This is a genomic window from Brevibacillus sp. NPDC003359, assembly GCF_042878995.1.
Classification (GTDB): Bacteria; Bacillota; Bacilli; order Brevibacillales; family Brevibacillaceae; genus Brevibacillus.
The window spans coordinates 1-15,909 of sequence record NZ_JBIAOR010000024.1; the positions used below are offsets into that span (position 1 = coordinate 1).

The following is a 15,909-nucleotide window of genomic DNA, read 5'->3' on the forward strand; positions in this document are numbered from 1 at the left end:
TTTCTGCTTGTTACTTGATACTCGGCAGTAGCCAATTGTTATTCTTTCCTGCTCGACAGCAGGTCTTCGCAGATACTCATACAACTGTTCATCCGAGTAATAACGATACCCATTTTCTTTTACTAAAATTGGCGTAACACCGATCATCTTTGCAAACTTCCCTATGGAGTACATTTTTCATCACCTGATTACATTGTACTACAGGTCGATTTTTGTATAAAGTTGTTTAATGTTATATATTTTTGTTGATCACCTCCTTATGCGGCTTAGTTTAATGGTAGTTCCTTGGATCAAACATTATGCTTAAAAAAATGGCGCAACTGTAAAGCGTTATGTGTAATGAATCGAAAGAAAGTTCCAGTAAAATAAATAGCCAGTATACAGGATGGAGAGTACCGCTGCTGTGCCATTCGCTACCTTCCAGCGATCGCGCTCCTTGGCTGTTCCGATTCGCAGTAGTAAATAAGCGGAGACGGCCAACGAAACAATCGGAAGGGATGCGATAACCACTTGGTAGAAGGCCGGGTAGCCGTATACCAGTGCTTCGTTCGCATAGGTGAATTGGATGATAAAAAATAAGCTATGAAGCAGAGCCATAATCGGAACGATCTTCGAAATGGTGTACGATTGTTTGCGCCATTTGCGTAGCCCGAAACGAGCGATCCAGACGAGCGAAAGAAGGATGAACGCGATTCCGGGAATCACATATAGAGCCAGTAGAACAGGCGGACTTTCGATGAAGGAGATACGAGGGAGTGAAAAGTTCATCGGTCCTGTCATATAGAATTTCCCTTGTTCCTCGTGAAAATATAGCTGTTCCTCACCGTCGATCTCTTGAAAGAAATGATCGTCTACCTGCACAAATTTTTTCTCAAGGGATTGTTGTCCTTCATTCTGGAACAAACCAGTCACGGATATCGTCTGTCCATTCAATGCCTTCACTGTGTAAGGGTAGCTACTGAGTAGCCGAAGCCCTTTGCCCCAGCCATTCTCGGGCGTCAGGGTAAGCAGATATTGACCTTCCAGCTTTTTCATTTCGTCTATGGTGCCATCAACAGGAGTGAGGGGCTTGCGTACTTGCTCTGTCAGTAGCTTGTCGGTAAACGCGTTCACGACCTTGCCGTGCAGCTCCAAGCCCGGATGCGTGGCGTTCACCGTAACAAAGATGCCGATTGATTCTGAGGGAATCAGCACCATTTTCGAGATAAAGCCATCAATCCCACCGTTTGCCCATAGGGTAGGAATGCCGTTTTTCGTCTCTCCTTTAAAAAAGCCGTAGCCGATCCCGTACATGCGTTTATGGGCCGCGAATTGTTGGGCATGCATAAGCTCGGCAGTTTCTGGTTTGAGCAGAGATGTGCCGTTATAGCTGCCGCCTGAAAGATGAGCGATCATATAGGGAGCGAAGTCGACGGGTGCCATATTAGCCGCGCCACTCCCCGGAAAAATAATCCCCGAGTAAGGAATCGTTTGATAGCTGTTTCCGTCGTAATAATAGCTTTTGGCCAGATTGCTCCTGTCCTGTGGGAGATACAACTCGGCGGAATCCATACCTAGCGGGCGGAAGATATTCTCCCGCATATAGTCATGCAATGATTGACCGGAAGCTTGCTCGACTACACTTCCTAACAATCCGGTGCCGGCATTACTGTATTGAAATTTGCTGCCTGGCGTGAAAATCGTCTCCTGCGACTGAAGCGTTTCATTTACGGTCTCGGTCGAGAATTCCGGTATCACAGTCTGGCGGTTGTCTCTTTTATAAATCTTTTCATCTAAGCCGGCTGTATGTGTGAGCAGGTGGTGGAGTGTGATCGGGCCGTAACGACTATTGGAAATTTTGTAGTCTTTTACTACGGTATTCAAATCGTCGTGTAAGGAAAGCTTGCCTTTTTCCACTAGTTGCATCGCTGCAGTAGCAGTAAGCGACTTGGTCACGGAACCGATTCGAAACACCGTATGCTCAGGATCAACGGGGATTTGCTGTTCGACGTCGGCTAAACCATAGCCTTTGCTGAAAATGATGCGATCACCCTGGGTAATGACAATGGCTGCTCCCGGGATATGCAAGTTGTTCATTTCACTTTTCATGAGGGGATCAACTACTTGTTCGATGGAAGGAGCCGTAAGTGGCGAGCGAGCATTGACCACAGATAGGGGCTGTATCAGCATGAGGCAGGATACGAGAAGAACGGCAAACCAATTTCGCAGAGCAAATAATGTCATGTTCATCACCTTTCGCATTTCGCGATTATCGTCAGTCAGTTGTTGTAAGCCAGCGATAGGGATGAGTATAGGACGATGAGTATCACGGAGAGAAGTAACAGAATGTCATTGTTTATCGTGATAGTAGCTGGTTGTCATCTGATAATATAATGGGGAAAAGTTTGGGTGTAGATGAGGTGTGCCAATTGCTTGCATTTGTTAAACGATGGTTATGGGTCGACTGGATGATCTTCACCATCCACTTTATGTGGGGATTGACGATTATTCTCGGCTTTGTCCGCCATCAAGATCAATTGCCTTATCCGATAGTGATTACAGTGATCGTTTCGTTCTTAGTGCTTGTCGTCCCCAGTTGTTTGCGTCGATACTCTCGTAACTTATATTTGTTCGCTGAGATTATTTTGAGTGGAGGCTTGTGCATTGCCTTGAACTTCTTTTTTGAAGGAGTAAGGTGGCAGTTTATCCCCATCGCTTTTCTCATCGGATATCACAGTGTGGAACGATCTTATCGCTGGACGGGACCATTGGCGATTTTGGTGATTCCGGCGATGCCATTTCTTGTGGGCGAGGCAATTGGGTTTGATTTCGAGCCTATAGTCGTAAGCGATCTAATTGTGTACCATTTCGCGGCATATGCGCTTGGTTTTGCCTTTCAATTGCTTAGCCGTATGCACAAGCAAGGCCTGATTATTCAACACCAGAACCAGATATTGGAGCAATACACTTCCCAGGTGGAGGAAATCACGCTGCTGGAAGAACGGAACAAAATGTCCAGAGAGCTGCATGACACGATCGGACACACGATGACATCGCTCATTATGGGTATGGAGATGCTTCGGTCTAAAATACCAGATGCGGAGGCTAGTCGGCTGGACATGCTTTTGCAGATGGCCCGACAAGGTTTGGACGAGTCCAGAGGGATTTTCCACAAGTGGGCTCATAATGGCTATGAATCTGCTACGACCATGGAGTCCGCCTTCGTTGAACTGATCGGGCAATTTCAAGTGGCTACAGGGCTGTCCGTCAAGCTGCGTATGTACGGCGCTGAGTATGCGTTGAGTCGTTCCATGAAGCTGACTTTGTACCGCTGCTTGCAAGAATCACTGACCAATGCTGTGCGCCACGGAAAAGCATCACAAATTCAAGTGGGGCTTTACTTTGAAGAAGTCCAAATCCGTTTGCAGGTCGAAGATAATGGGGAAGGAAATGGGACGATCGAATTCGGATTTGGTTTGCAATCGATGAAGGAAAGGCTGGAAGCACTTCAGGGACGATTATCGATCCATTGTATGGAAGAAGGAGGCGTGACGGTCATTTGTTGTCTGCCAGCTATGCAGGCTGTACAAAGTGCAGGCATACGTATCCTGATCGTCGATGATCAGCCCTTTGCGAGGGAAAGCTTGCAACTCGTTTTACATAATCAGCAAGATTTGCAGGTGGTCGGGGTCGCAGAGAACGGCTTGGAGGCACTGGACATCATTCCAAAAGAAAAGCCCGACGTCGTACTTTTGGACGTTCAAATGCCTGTCATGGACGGAGCGAAGACGCTACAAGCGATACGTGAGCGGTGGCCGGATATGCGTGTCATTATGTTGACGACCTTCGAAGAAACAGCCCTTGCGACAGAAACGCTAGGGAGAGGCGCGAATGGCTACTTGTTAAAATCAGTTAGTCCGGTCGAGCTCGTAGAGGTGATACGAATTGTTCATCAGGGTGAAGCGTTGATTAACCATAAGATTGCTGATGTCCTTTTCAAAGAAATGCGCTTGCAGCAAGAAGAGCTGAATGGACTTCGCAAAAAGCAAGGGCGCGAGTGTCCCTATGGGCTGACGGAACGGGAAAGAGGCATACTGGCATCGTTAGTAGAGGGGCTTCGCATGAAAACAATCGCGGAGAAAATCTTTCTTTCGGAAGGAACGGTACGCAATTGCACCACAGTGATTTATGCAAAACTGGGTGTGAAGAATCGCGAAGAGGCAGTAAAAAAAGCACGGGACGAAGGGCTTACTGGTTAGGTAGCCAGGTTTTCAGGCGAGTTATGATAGAATGGACAGTATCGAATGGAGGTTATATCAAAGATGAGTCAATTACCAAATTGCCCAAAATGTCATTCGGAATACACGTACGAAGATGGAAGCTCCTTGATTTGCCCGGAATGCAGTCATGAGTGGACGCTCCAAGCAGGCAACGATAATGGTGAAGAGGATAAAGTCATCAAAGATGCAAATGGAAATGTTCTTAATGATGGCGACACAGTAACGGTCATTAAAGACCTCAAGGTAAAAGGAACTTCATTAGTTGTAAAAATAGGAACAAAAGTAAAAAACATTCGCCTGATTGATGGGGACCATGATATTGATTGTAAAATCGATGGTTTTGGCGCGATGAAGTTAAAATCGGAGTTTGTGAAAAAGGTGTAAGCTGGGAATGTAACGCACAAGAAAAAGCTGACTGCATGTTAGATTGCAGTCAGCTTTTTTTGTAAGGAGCGTGGTGTTAGCTGAGGCGATGAATGGACCAGACGATGCCCTCGCCGCCGCCAGCTTGGAATCTACTAGAGAGTGATCCAATGCCATTCTCAGGAGTGAGTGAGGTTTGTTTACAGCTAACAAATTTCTGTAATGACAATGGCTAGTCAAAGGGGCAGTATGCATGATGGCGTTCACCAAGTAGCAGTGTACGCCTGCCAAAAACCGGTAAGCTCCGTGCTCATCAAAAAATAGACCACCATTGCTTATGGCATGTTTACATTCACCCACAGGGTGGGTAACTTTTTCATGATCACGAGGGAAGTCAGGTCAGAGAGTCAAAATACCTTTTGTTGTAGAGGATGCTAGGGTGGGTTGGGTTGTATGAGTTGGCGATATCATTGTGGTGACGTGATTTCTCGTTATCCCCCATTTGAGAATAGCATAAGCAGAGTTGAAGATGAGGTAGCCACGTCCAGGAAACGTGGTCGATGTGTGCGAGCTTTTCAGCAGGTTTCTCCACTTTTGTTGCGAGATCATACCAAAAAATGGCGAGTAGCCAATTTTTATCTTCGACATGAAAAGCTCCGATCTGGCAGCACGCTTCAGCCCGTGGGCGATCGTAGTGGAACGTACGATATAGCGATGACAAAACATTTTGTCTCTCGTATAGATGAGAATAGCAATTCGCCAACTTCAAGCAAGCGTTCATGTTGTCTTCTACCCAGCCTTGTTGGGTGTTCAGGAACTTCGTGTAAAAAGTAATGGCCTCTTCATGATACTGATTGTCGCGCAATTCATTCGCATAATAGTACAAGTCCCGTGGAGAGAATTCTTCCCCTTTGGCATCCCTGCGTCGATAGATTTGTAGATTGCGGTCCGTGTATTTCTTCTGCTTGCTATGCGTGATGGATATATCACTGTTGATGACGTTTCCGCTCACTTCCAAATACTCATGGACGGGTCCGATCCAGCGAAAACCTCGGTCGCGTTTTACGAGGCGATTGCGGCGAATACTGTATGCCACATTCCCATTGCTGTCCACAGAAAGGTTGTAGTTCATCGTGACACTATCGATGCTGTAATTCAAAGTAAGCTTCAACTCGCGGAAGAGCTGACGGTCTTTTTTCAGAAGGATATCGTCTGCATCCAGCCACAAAATATAGGGGCATGTTGCTTTGCTGAATGCGTAGTTTCGTGCAGCTGAAAAATCATCAATCCACTCGAAATCATAGATGGTGCAGCCATAGTTAGACGCAATTTCTTTCGTCCGGTCTGTTGAACCCGTGTCGACGATAATGATTTCATCGACGAGGTCCGCAACTGTGGATAGACAACGCTCCAGAGCATCTTCTTCATTTTTGACGATCATGCATAAACTGATTGAAATCTGATTCGCTTTCCCCGCGGTCATGCCATTTTTTTTGCGATACTCGCTTACTCCTGCCAGATCCGACTGACGGTAGATGTGGTACCCGGGAAGGTGCGTATCCACATGCAAAGAAAAGCCCATAGCTACTGCCCGAACGCAAAAATGCCGATCTTCTCCCCAGAACGACAAGTTAGCTATTCGTTTAAAGCTGACCCCTGCCTCCAAAACCTTTCGATGGATTAACGTGCATGCACCGAGGCCTCCTACCTCATACACACCCGGTTTGTGCAGCATCTCTAAAAAGTCTTGGTTCTCCGCCGATTCGGACGCGCCTTCGCGTGTCAGCGTGTATTGATCCATCAGCCAAACTTGAGGAAGCTCAATCGAATCAGGCTGCCAACGCGTCCAGTAAATGTTGGAGATAATATCTTGATTGGCTTGAAGTAATTGTTGAAGTGTGTGAGGGTGTAAAACGAGATCGGAATCGATCAAAAACAAGTAATCGAAACCTTCCTTGAGCGCATAGGAGATAATCGTATCTTTCATTTGCGCTACTTTCCAAATATTCCGTTCCGTCCAATAATGGGTCATTTCATTTCGGACATACGTGTCATCGTCTGTGTTTTTGAGGACGACTGTTCGTTTGTTCGCCTTCTCGAAATCAGCTAAGAGTGTACTGGATAGTGGGTCTTTGTTATCGTCAATGAACATGTAATGAACCAGTTCGTTTTTGGTAGTCAGCTCCGTGAGGGATTGAAGGAATTCCTCCAGAATGATCGGGAATTGTTGAATGGGACTACCGATCAAAATACGTTTTTTACCCATGGTACACCCCCATATATCACCTTTGTTCAAATGGTTGCCGCAGATTTACTGAATAGCAGTAGACCATTGTCCACTTTTGCGACAATTCGTTTCTCTTGCTGCAGCTCTTTTAAATAAGAGCGGATGATCGAAGTAGTCAAACCGTAGCGGTGTAAGTCATCTTCAAACTTATACTTTTTCATGACTGTTTGGACTACTTGTTCGAGAGTGCTTGGCTGCTCATGAATCAACGCTTCAAGAAAAGCAGAGGTGTCTTTCATAAGGGTGAGATGCTTGTTAATTAAATCGGTTACTGTCTTAAAGGCTCCACCATGGTAAAGCACGTAAGCGTTCAATTTCATCATCGAGAGCTTCTTGAAGCTTCTTCTTGCAGCCCTCAGATCGTTAAAAAAAAGGAGATCCTGCTTGTTCAATGTTTTGGGACCAAACAAGGCATCTCCGCAGTAAAGGACATGATCAGGGGTCACAATGCCGACCATTCCCGGCGAATGTCCAGGTAAGGAGACGATTTTGAAAGGAATGGTATGGACGTGAAAAATACCATCGGTGGATGGAAGATAATCCGTTACGAGCGCATGTGCATTCTCTTTGTTTTGATCAGGCTTCGTATCAGACTCTCCACCTGCGTCGAAAACCAAAGGCTCGAGATGCGGATTTTCAATGAGATAGGATGCCAGATGTGTCGCATAGATGCGAAGGTTGGGGAACCTCTTTTTCAAATAGAGATCGCCACCGTGATTAACAGCGTGACCATGTGTATGAACAATGGCAAGGATTTGATACCCTCGATCACTGATTCTCGTGCATACTTTCTCGATGACAGTGGCATTCGGTCCGCTGTCAATGCATACAGCCGTTTTGCTGGACCTATCCAAATAGACACCGATCCCGTATTTACCGGAGACCACATAACTGTTGCCGGCCACTTCGATCAATTCCAAACGATCCATATACCTTACTCCTTCATTAGATTCAGGTTCATATGTGGATGACCTTGGTGACATTGCCGATGCGTACCTTTACGGAGTTTGGTACAAAGGGAGGTCGTGTATGTGCAGACACTCGCGTAGCGAGCATTTTTTTCCTGCCGCGCATTTTTACCGCGCTTTCTGCAGGCTTGGAACGCACGGATTTGTTTTTATTGGGAGTAGGGATATTCGTACCTTGTGCTAATAATGGGGGTTTTGGACGTACTGATTTTCGATTGTTGGCTGTATCAATGCGTGCGTTGTTTGTGAGCAATGGAGGAGTTGGGGGAGGCGGAGGTGGAACGTCTGTAGTTTTCGTTTGTTCACCCGGCTCCAACTGTATTGGTTCGTCATTTGGGAAATCTCCTTCCAGCTCCAATTGCATCGGCTCGTCGCAGGAGGAAGCCTCTTCCGGTTCCATAGACTTTGCTTGATGGTGGGAATGGTCTTCTATCAAGTAAAAAGCTTGTAATTGCCGCAAATGATCTTCAATGAATGTTGCGATTTGTTTATGTGGAAACCTCCATGTCTTTACCGATTCTAATAACTGGGCAATCGAAGCAAGGACATGTGTGTATGTTTCGCTTGTGGGATGGAGAGGGTTACGCGATTCAAAAAGAAAGCTGTGAGCAATCTGCTTATTATGTAGTTGAGTATGCAGTCTGACGAGCAGATTGATCATCGTTGATATTTGGTAGCCAAACAGCATAAGCTCATAATCTTTGGCATGATGAAAGCGGGATTCCAATCCTTTGATCAATTGGACGATGGAATAGGTCAGCTTTAGAACGGTTTGGTCATCGATACCTCTGTTCTTCATGGCAATTGACCTCGAATTCCTGAAATGAACAATCGTTAATAGTCGATGGTGATGTCATCCAATTCATCCCCGGAATTGGATTCTTCCATCTCAAAATTTGCTTTAAGCGCCACAGGGTACATGTGAATGGCTGCATCCAGCTTTTTAAACAAAAGCCACTCAGCCATCAATACCGAATCCAGAATCGAAATGACTGTACGATTAAAGGTGATGATCTCATCATTGGAGGGTTTGTTGGGGAAGTCCAGATTTTTTCCAACGAAAGCAAGGGCTTTGTCAGCTTCAGCGTTTAGCAATCTGGACAAGGCTTCTTCCTCTAGGGCAATCGATTGCAGCAAATGACTCAAAGCTTCTTGGCGCGAAGGCACATCATATGATGGAACTTTATCCTGTAAGGTCATCATCATCCCTCTTCAATAAAATTAGGATCCCATGAATAGCAGTGTGAGTAGTGAAGGTTATTCTTCGAAGCTTGGAAGGTTGGGCAAGTCAGGTAAGTTATCGTGATGATGATGATCATGCATCTGCTCCAGCTTGATAATGTCCTCCAGCTTGAATTGCAAGAGCATCTCGGTCTTGATGACATTGCGCAGCATTCGTTCTACGCTATTGTTTAGGGCAAGCGCATCATTGAGCGTGAGGCCTTGCTCCTTCACGATCTTTTGGATCTTTTCCCCCTCCGCGTTAATAATGTGAGAAAGTCCGATTTCCTCCAGCGCAATGGAGGTGAGAAGCAGATTTAATACTTCGTTGCGTTTCAATATGATTTCCGGTGTTATATTGGGGACCGTGGGCATTGACATCTTTATCTACATCCTTTGTTTGTATGATTTTGTATACAAATAAGACTTGCCTGAAGAGGAAGGCGATCTGCTTTCCTTTATTTGCACAGAACGCCTTCGGGCAAGTTTCTTACAACGTACTTAAAAACGATAGGATCGCCATAGGATCGCGTAATTGATAGTGAATAAATGGAAACTTCCTCGCAGTACATGTTATGTAACCGCGATCTTAATATGACAACTTAATCGTATTCATGCGATAACGAAGTAGAGGTGCGTGGGATAATACTAACCACATTTTCTAGCTTGAATTGCAAGAGCATTTCTTTTTTGATGACATCTTGCAGCGTTCTGCGAACACTGTTGTTAACAGCAAGAATGTCAGAGATGGTGGGGACAACTCCATGTGTAATCCCCAATGTACCTACCACAAACTGGATCTTTTCTGCCTCTGCATTCATAATATGCGCCAAAGCCAATTCTTCCAGAGCAATGGATGCCAGCAGTAAAGATACGGATTGCCCAATCGTAACGGAAATCGTTGGGGTAATGTTAGGGATGGTAGGTTGAGACATGAGATCACCTCTTTGAAGTAATGGATAACTGTTTTACTCGTTTAAGCCTATCGCTTCCTTCTAAACTGTGAGCGCTAGCTATTCCTCCCTTCGTTTTAACTATGGTAAGTGTATGCATAGGTGTGTGTCCCACTGAACTGTTTATTTGTACACATGCGTAAGGAAGAGGAGAAAAGGAAAAGCCCGGATCGATTGACCCGGACTAGTGGGATTGTGATAGTTTCCATACGAATGAGGCCTATTAAGACGAAGGAATCTGTGGAAGAAGATTATCCACGATATTTTCCAATTTGAATTGCAGGAGCATTTCCTTTTTGATGGCATCCTGCATGGTTTGGCGGACACTGTCATTGACGAGGAGGAGGTCGGAGAGGGAAGGTGCGGGTGTGAGCGCTAAGCCGCCCCCAAGAGTACCTAACGAATATTGGAGTTTTTCAGCCTCTGCGTTCAAAATGCGAGCCAAAGCCAGTTCTTCTAAAGCGATGGAAGCTAGCAAGAGGGCAACGGTTTGATCGATCGTAATCGATATAGCCGGTGTAATATTTGGAATGGATGCTTGGGACATAATCATCACCTCATGGATTCAGTTGATTAGCACACGCTTGTGGGAGCGATGAACCATCAAACATACGATGTACCCTTTTCTGTCTTTGTCGAAATCAAGGTATGCAGGTGAGCCTACCAAGGTGCATGTGTGAACGGGGGAAAAGCGAATGGTCCGAGGTGCGCGACCTGGACCATGTGTGGAAAGCCGATATCATGATTCTATGAATGAAACAAGCTGGTTAGCTTGGAGTGATCAGATTATCAATGATGTTCTCCAGCTTGAATTGACGAATGCTTGGGACATGATCATCACCTCATGAATTTATTAATCAAACGTTTCTTGTATCCTGTTAAAAAACTGCGTATGTAACCACCCTTTCAAACTTTCTCGAGAGTAGGATATGTACAGGTGCCTATGGCGGTGTTTGTCTGAATGGATGGCCGCCCATTAATTTTTGTTGCCCTGTAGCCTTACCAATACCCAGCGACGATTTCCAGCAATCTCTCGAAAAAGTTCTTCGTAGTGATAGATTTTTCCGAGATGAGCTAGAAAAGGATAGTGATCAAAATCATCTATGAGAATAAGCGCATCTGGTTTGAGAGTGTCACTAAATAGTGGATAGGCAAGAGAGCGGCCGTTGCCATGCGGGCCGTCCACAACCATGACATCTACTGATTGAACGGAAAGCGATAGTTGGTCCAAATCCGCGTAAAATGCATTTTGAATGGAAAAATGATCAAATTGATTCTCGGGAACATGCTGTCCGATGGCAGGCCATAAGCTCCTGCTCTCTGCTGGATTGTCGAAGATCTTGTTCCATTCTTCTTCGGATAGTTGCTTCAAAGAGCTGGTCACCAGGGCGACATGCGGGTCATCCACCAGGCTCTCCTTGATTTCCTTTGCACGAATCGGATGATGCTCCACAATGGTTGCTTGAATCGGGAGCAGCTCAAGCTCGCCAATCGATTTCCAAAACAGAGCGGAGTCACCTCCACCCAACTGAAGCACCTGACACTCCTCCTTTTCTTTCTTGATATGACGGCATACATGTACGAGGGCTTGTTTGCTCAACGTGAGAGAGTTGTATCGCCAGTGATTGCAATTGGACTGCTGTAAGGCCTTTTCTATATCGCGAATGATCATCTTGATTCCACCCATTCCATCAGATTGGGATGTTGATCCAAGATCGATTCATATTGTTCCTTCCAGCCATATCTGGCGTCGGGGTCGAGGAGCTGATATCGGTTGTATTTGCTCTGCCTGTCTTCTGATCGGGCCCAGCCGAAATGTTTCACGCGTGATGGATGGCAAAGATAAGGGAACTGGTTGATCGAGAGAGGGAATCTGCCGCAATGCTGAGGGGTTTCCTTCCATATATAAGGGAAGTCAGGGCGGTACTTGATCATAAAAGGACGGTAGTAATGATGGGCATTCCAATACGCATCTTCGCGATAATGCGTCTCACTCCACATATCGTACAAACGAAAATAGATCGCCTCGCATGCTTGCTGTTCCAAAATCTCGGAAACTTTCGAAGGAAAGGAGCTATCCATGATTTCATCGGCGTCCAGATTCAAAATCCATCCCGGATCAGTCTGGATCGTTTCTTCCCATTGTTGTTTGCGCAAGGTGACTTCGTTGGAAAACTGAGAGGTAGCGTTTTGTACCAGATGAAGAGGAATGTCTTGGAGAACCTCTCTACAGAGATCCACCGTATGATCGATACTGCCATCGTCGATGATGACGGCTGCGTCAATAAAGTCTTTATGTGCTTCCAGCGCTCGTCTCAAATAGCGATTGCCTTCGTTTTTCACAATCATGGAAAGAGTCAGTTTGGCTCTGGTCATCTACGTGCTGCACCTCCTGCCCATATGAATATTTATTACGGATGGCAAGTTAGGCTTGTCGTGTTGCGATGCAGAAGATCTCATGGCCTTGGAATGTCGACTGGAGATTCACGGCTAGCTTCATGATGTCCTTGATTGGTAAAGGGGTTTGGGTGGTTTTGCGCAGATGGTTTTCCAATCGGTTCGTTTCTTCTCGAGAAAAGATCGAGAGAACCTCCCAGCCACCTTGATGAAGCAGTGAGATGAGATTGTCACGGGAGTAATGAAAGAGGTGGTCATTCTCGGTATACAGCGGGGAATACACCCCAAACAGCTTATTGGTGAACGAGTTTTTATTTGGCACGCTAAAAATGATTTTTCCTCCTGGTTTAAGAAACCCCATCAATTCTTCAAGGTATTGCTTCGGATGCGAAATATGCTCAAGGACGTGACAAAAAACGATGGCATCAAAAGTACCCATGTGTTCTGGGGCGAGCGAGGAGGAGTTCCATAACGAATGAACCAGTTGTAATCCATACCGCTCTTGGGCGTATGCGCATGATTGGTGTGACGGCTCTACCCCAATAACCTCCCACCCAGCCTCACGAGCGAGGAATAATAACTCTCCTGTTCCTGGACCAATTTCGAGCAGCTTTCCTTTTTCCGAAAACCACATATCGAGCAGTAATGTATTGAAAATCGCATGTTCTGTAAATGTATTTTTGGCGTATTGATCTCGCATGGAAACCCAACTCGCATCATAAATGTCTGCAACCAGCTGTGTCACGTTGACTTGATCGAGGTGAGGTTGAAAAATGAGATCACAATCTTTGCACGTAAGGAGCGAAAAGGTAGCGTACTGGTGGAAAAGCGCAACCTGAGAACTGTTGCACAAAGGACATGAGTCATGCATGGATACGATCCCTGCTTTCTATGTAATATTTGCCTACCACTACCTATGCGCTGTTCCAACAAAAGGTTCGGAAACCAAGGAAATGGCGCTGTTCTGGAAGGAGCAGTCCGCTCATATAGTAAAGGGGGGATATACTACGATCTCAGTGATGTGTGTAAAAGGAGATGAGCAGCATGTCTGAGGCACCGAAAATTTCCTTATGTATGATTGTAAAAAACGAAGAAGAGTGCCTTCATAAGTGTTTGGAAAGTGTAAAAGATCTTGTGGATGAAATGATCATCGTTGACACGGGGAGTACCGACAAAACGGTAGAGATATGCAAGTCATTCGGAGCGGTCGTGCATTCGTATGAGTGGCAGGATAACTTCGCAGAAGCACGCAACTTTGGGCTGGAAAAAGCAACAGGCGACTGGATTTTGTGGATGGATGCCGATGAGGAAATGAATAAGGAAGACAGCAAGAAATTGAAAGAGCTGCTCCGCGATCAAGAGGATTCTCTTTTTTATATCCATCTAATAAATTACATTGGAGATGAAATAAATGAAGACGATGCTTTTCATATCGCTCACTCACGTTTATTTCGCAATGGCATCGGTTTTCGCTTCCATTTTCCCATTCATGAAACGCTCAACGTAGAAGAGGTTCTTCCCAATCTGACCAAAGACCTCCACATTCAAATCTTGCCTGTACGGATATACCATTACGGTTACATGAATGAATGCACGGGTAGAAAGAACAAATTCGAGCGCAATATTCAGCTGCTAATGAAGGAATTGGATAAAGAGGACCACTCTCCATGGATTGAGTACCATCTTGCCAGTGAATTCTCACGTATCCAGGAGCATGAGAAAACGTTCAAGTTCGTGAATCTGTCTATTATCGGGTTTCTCGAAAAACATAGGATGCCTCCTTCGCTTCTCTATAAGCTCAAATACTCTACGTTGATCTCGATTGGCAGTGCGGAGGGATCGTGGCCAGGGATTGAAAAGGCAATCGAGATATATCCTGACTACGTTGATTTGCATTTGTACAAAGGGATCATTCAGTATTTGAAAAAGGACTATAAACGAGCATTGATGACGTTCGATCACTGCTTGGAGCTAGGGGAGAGCAACATTCGTCATCTGACCTTGAAGGGTTCGGGAAGTTTTCACGCCTGGTATTACAAAGGGCTTTGCTACGAAGGATTGGGTCAAGTGGATGAAGCTGTGACAGCTTATCAGACGTCATTGGCGATGGCGGGGAATTATGCACCTGCCCAGGAAGCATTAGAGAAGCTCAGCCCAATGTCTGAAGTAAGTCATACGCAAAACAGCAAATAGGATTATGGTGAAAAGTCGTTTACGTCGCTTGTTCAGGCGTAACGGCTTTTTTTGCGTAATGGCGAGGCGTGAACAAAATGACGTTAATAACCTTTATTGCGGTAAAAGGTTTAATCAGCACAATGTTTCATTTGCGGCAGCGGATTGTTACAATAAAAAACGCATTTCATCGGTAATAATAATCATTATCAATTACATCAAGTGAGGGACAAAAGATGAAGCGAACAAACGGAATGAAACGTCTCGGCTACATGATTTGGACGCTTGCACTGGCAGGCACGGTATTACTGACTGGGTGCGGCAGCGCAGAGCAAAAACAGCCAGCAGCAGGTCAAGATAGCACGCAAACCGCTCAAAATCGCATCGTGAAACACGAGTTGGGCGAAACGGAAATTACCGGAGACCCGAAACGAGTCGTCGCGTTGGAGTATTCCTTTGTAGACGGGCTATGGGAGCTGGGAGTGACGCCTGTAGGAATCGCGCAGGAGAAGGATAAGGACGTAGAAGGACTGGTCGGCAAAAAAATTGAGTATACCCCTGTTGGGACACGCCAACAGCCGAGTCTGGAAGTCATCAGCTCATTGCAGCCGGATTTGATTATCGGTGATTTGAATCGCCACAAGGACATTTACAAGGATTTGCAAAAAATCGCTCCGACGATTATTTTGAAAAGCCGCAACTCGACGTATCAGGAAAACTTGAGCTCGTTTGCATCGATTGGGGAAGCGCTGAACAAGCAAAAAGAAGCAGAACAACGCCTGATCAAGCACAAGGAGATCATCGCAGAGTTTAAGAAGAAGGTGCCAGCTGGGGATTCCCGCAATGTCATGCTGGGTGTATTCCGCTCAGATTCGTTGTCCGCACATGGCGCGAAATCGTTTGATGGCGAATTGCTCGAAATGATTGGAATCAAAAATACGATTCAAGAAGCGGCAGAACCAACGGTAAAAATTAGTCTGGAGCAAATGGTGCAGTGGGACCCGGATGTGATTTTCTTGGCGGAGGCCGACGACGCGCTGTTGAACGAATGGAAGCAAAACCCGCTCTGGAACAATATCACCGCAGTTAAAAATCAGGAAGTACACAAAGTAAATCGTGACCTCTGGACACGCTATCGCGGACTGAAATCCGCAGAACGAATTGTGGAAGAGGCAGTGACCGTATTGTACAGCAAGGATAAATAAATACATGCGATGCAAAAGCTGGAAAGACCGATCACCTGATCTGGTCTTTTCGGTGTTCATGCACGTAGTAGTTGATCGAGGTGG

At 45.7% G+C, this 15,909-nt stretch carries 15 protein-coding genes; 4 read left to right on the top strand and 11 right to left on the bottom strand.

The window, feature by feature from the left end:
• Positions 1-330: 330 nt before the first annotated feature.
• A complete protein-coding gene (locus tag ACFYU8_RS29365) occupies positions 331-2,223 on the bottom strand; it encodes a serine hydrolase domain-containing protein (protein WP_390306546.1) in 1,893 nt (630 codons plus the stop codon).
• A 176-nt stretch (positions 2,224-2,399) separates the two neighbouring features.
• Here ACFYU8_RS29365 and ACFYU8_RS29370 point away from each other — a divergent pair, with 176 nt between their 5' ends.
• Together ACFYU8_RS29370 and ACFYU8_RS29375 are read left to right on the top strand one after the other, a co-directional pair.
• The gene (locus tag ACFYU8_RS29370; RefSeq protein ID WP_390306552.1) at positions 2,400-4,238 is read left to right on the top strand and encodes a hybrid sensor histidine kinase/response regulator transcription factor; all 1,839 of its coding nucleotides are present in this window, start codon (positions 2,400-2,402) and stop codon (positions 4,236-4,238) included.
• A gap of 63 nt (positions 4,239-4,301) precedes the next feature.
• Positions 4,302-4,643, top strand: a complete 342-nt coding sequence (locus ACFYU8_RS29375; protein WP_390306544.1) for a zinc ribbon domain-containing protein YjdM — start codon at positions 4,302-4,304, stop codon at positions 4,641-4,643.
• 373 nt (positions 4,644-5,016) lie between these two features.
• Here ACFYU8_RS29375 and ACFYU8_RS29380 read toward each other — a convergent pair whose 3' ends face one another.
• From ACFYU8_RS29380 to ACFYU8_RS29425, 10 genes are all read right to left on the bottom strand, one after another.
• Entirely contained in the window at positions 5,017-6,888 is a 1,872-nt protein-coding gene (locus tag ACFYU8_RS29380; protein ID WP_390306542.1) for a glycosyltransferase, read from the bottom strand.
• 26 nt (positions 6,889-6,914) lie between these two features.
• Positions 6,915-7,838 carry an MBL fold metallo-hydrolase gene (locus ACFYU8_RS29385; protein ID WP_390306540.1) on the bottom strand — a complete coding sequence of 308 codons (924 nt, stop codon included), beginning with the start codon at positions 7,836-7,838 and terminating at the stop codon, positions 6,915-6,917.
• A 28-nt stretch (positions 7,839-7,866) separates the two neighbouring features.
• Positions 7,867-8,676: a hypothetical protein gene (locus ACFYU8_RS29390; protein ID WP_390306538.1), complete on the bottom strand. Its 810-nt coding sequence runs from the start codon at positions 8,674-8,676 to the stop codon at positions 7,867-7,869.
• A 35-nt stretch (positions 8,677-8,711) separates the two neighbouring features.
• Positions 8,712-9,083 (bottom strand): alpha-helical endospore appendage domain-containing protein, encoded by a 372-nt coding sequence (locus ACFYU8_RS29395; RefSeq protein WP_390306536.1) that lies wholly within the window; start codon positions 9,081-9,083, stop codon positions 8,712-8,714.
• Positions 9,084-9,134: 51 nt separating this feature from the next.
• Positions 9,135-9,479 (bottom strand): alpha-helical endospore appendage domain-containing protein, encoded by a 345-nt coding sequence (locus ACFYU8_RS29400; RefSeq protein WP_390306534.1) that lies wholly within the window; start codon positions 9,477-9,479, stop codon positions 9,135-9,137.
• Positions 9,480-9,700: 221 nt separating this feature from the next.
• Complete coding sequence (locus ACFYU8_RS29405) at positions 9,701-10,033, bottom strand: alpha-helical endospore appendage domain-containing protein (RefSeq protein ID WP_390306532.1); 333 nt, start codon at positions 10,031-10,033, stop codon at positions 9,701-9,703.
• Positions 10,034-10,274: 241 nt separating this feature from the next.
• Positions 10,275-10,598: an alpha-helical endospore appendage domain-containing protein gene (locus tag ACFYU8_RS29410; RefSeq protein ID WP_390306529.1), complete on the bottom strand. Its 324-nt coding sequence runs from the start codon at positions 10,596-10,598 to the stop codon at positions 10,275-10,277.
• A 429-nt stretch (positions 10,599-11,027) separates the two neighbouring features.
• On the bottom strand, positions 11,028-11,723 hold the full coding sequence (locus ACFYU8_RS29415) for a class I SAM-dependent methyltransferase (protein WP_390306527.1): 696 nt from the start codon (positions 11,721-11,723) through the stop codon (positions 11,028-11,030).
• On the bottom strand, positions 11,720-12,427 hold the full coding sequence (locus ACFYU8_RS29420; RefSeq protein WP_390306525.1) for a glycosyltransferase family 2 protein: 708 nt from the start codon (positions 12,425-12,427) through the stop codon (positions 11,720-11,722). Before ACFYU8_RS29420 ends, ACFYU8_RS29415 begins: the two co-directional genes overlap by 4 nt.
• Positions 12,428-12,476: 49 nt before the next feature.
• Positions 12,477-13,319, bottom strand: coding sequence for a class I SAM-dependent methyltransferase (locus ACFYU8_RS29425; protein WP_390306523.1), 843 nt, complete (start codon positions 13,317-13,319; stop codon positions 12,477-12,479).
• A 173-nt stretch (positions 13,320-13,492) separates the two neighbouring features.
• Between ACFYU8_RS29425 and ACFYU8_RS29430 the strand changes: the two genes are divergently transcribed.
• Together ACFYU8_RS29430 and ACFYU8_RS29435 are read left to right on the top strand one after the other, a co-directional pair.
• Positions 13,493-14,641: a glycosyltransferase gene (locus ACFYU8_RS29430; protein ID WP_390306521.1), complete on the top strand. Its 1,149-nt coding sequence runs from the start codon at positions 13,493-13,495 to the stop codon at positions 14,639-14,641.
• A gap of 215 nt (positions 14,642-14,856) precedes the next feature.
• The gene (locus ACFYU8_RS29435; protein WP_390306519.1) at positions 14,857-15,825 is read left to right on the top strand and encodes an ABC transporter substrate-binding protein; all 969 of its coding nucleotides are present in this window, start codon (positions 14,857-14,859) and stop codon (positions 15,823-15,825) included.
• Positions 15,826-15,909 lie beyond the last annotated feature (84 nt).

Bases quoted from the DNA above. Each gene is read 5' to 3' on its own strand.
- ACFYU8_RS29385 (WP_390306540.1), bottom strand. From the start codon at position 7,838: ATGGATCGTTTGGAATTGATCGAAGTGGCCGGCAACAGTTATGTGGTC.
- ACFYU8_RS29380 (WP_390306542.1), bottom strand. From the start codon at position 6,888: ATGGGTAAAAAACGTATTTTGATCGGTAGTCCCATTCAACAATTCCCG.
- ACFYU8_RS29390 (WP_390306538.1), bottom strand. From the start codon at position 8,676: ATGAAGAACAGAGGTATCGATGACCAAACCGTTCTAAAGCTGACCTAT.
- ACFYU8_RS29430 (WP_390306521.1), top strand. From the start codon at position 13,493: ATGTCTGAGGCACCGAAAATTTCCTTATGTATGATTGTAAAAAACGAA.
- ACFYU8_RS29375 (WP_390306544.1), top strand. From the start codon at position 4,302: ATGAGTCAATTACCAAATTGCCCAAAATGTCATTCGGAATACACGTAC.
- ACFYU8_RS29400 (WP_390306534.1), bottom strand. From the start codon at position 9,479: ATGTCAATGCCCACGGTCCCCAATATAACACCGGAAATCATATTGAAA.
- ACFYU8_RS29405 (WP_390306532.1), bottom strand. From the start codon at position 10,033: ATGTCTCAACCTACCATCCCTAACATTACCCCAACGATTTCCGTTACG.
- ACFYU8_RS29410 (WP_390306529.1), bottom strand. From the start codon at position 10,598: ATGTCCCAAGCATCCATTCCAAATATTACACCGGCTATATCGATTACG.
- ACFYU8_RS29425 (WP_390306523.1), bottom strand. From the start codon at position 13,319: ATGCATGACTCATGTCCTTTGTGCAACAGTTCTCAGGTTGCGCTTTTC.
- ACFYU8_RS29420 (WP_390306525.1), bottom strand. From the start codon at position 12,427: ATGACCAGAGCCAAACTGACTCTTTCCATGATTGTGAAAAACGAAGGC.
- ACFYU8_RS29365 (WP_390306546.1), bottom strand. From the start codon at position 2,223: ATGACATTATTTGCTCTGCGAAATTGGTTTGCCGTTCTTCTCGTATCC.
- ACFYU8_RS29415 (WP_390306527.1), bottom strand. From the start codon at position 11,723: ATGATCATTCGCGATATAGAAAAGGCCTTACAGCAGTCCAATTGCAAT.
- ACFYU8_RS29395 (WP_390306536.1), bottom strand. From the start codon at position 9,083: ATGATGATGACCTTACAGGATAAAGTTCCATCATATGATGTGCCTTCG.
- ACFYU8_RS29435 (WP_390306519.1), top strand. From the start codon at position 14,857: ATGAAGCGAACAAACGGAATGAAACGTCTCGGCTACATGATTTGGACG.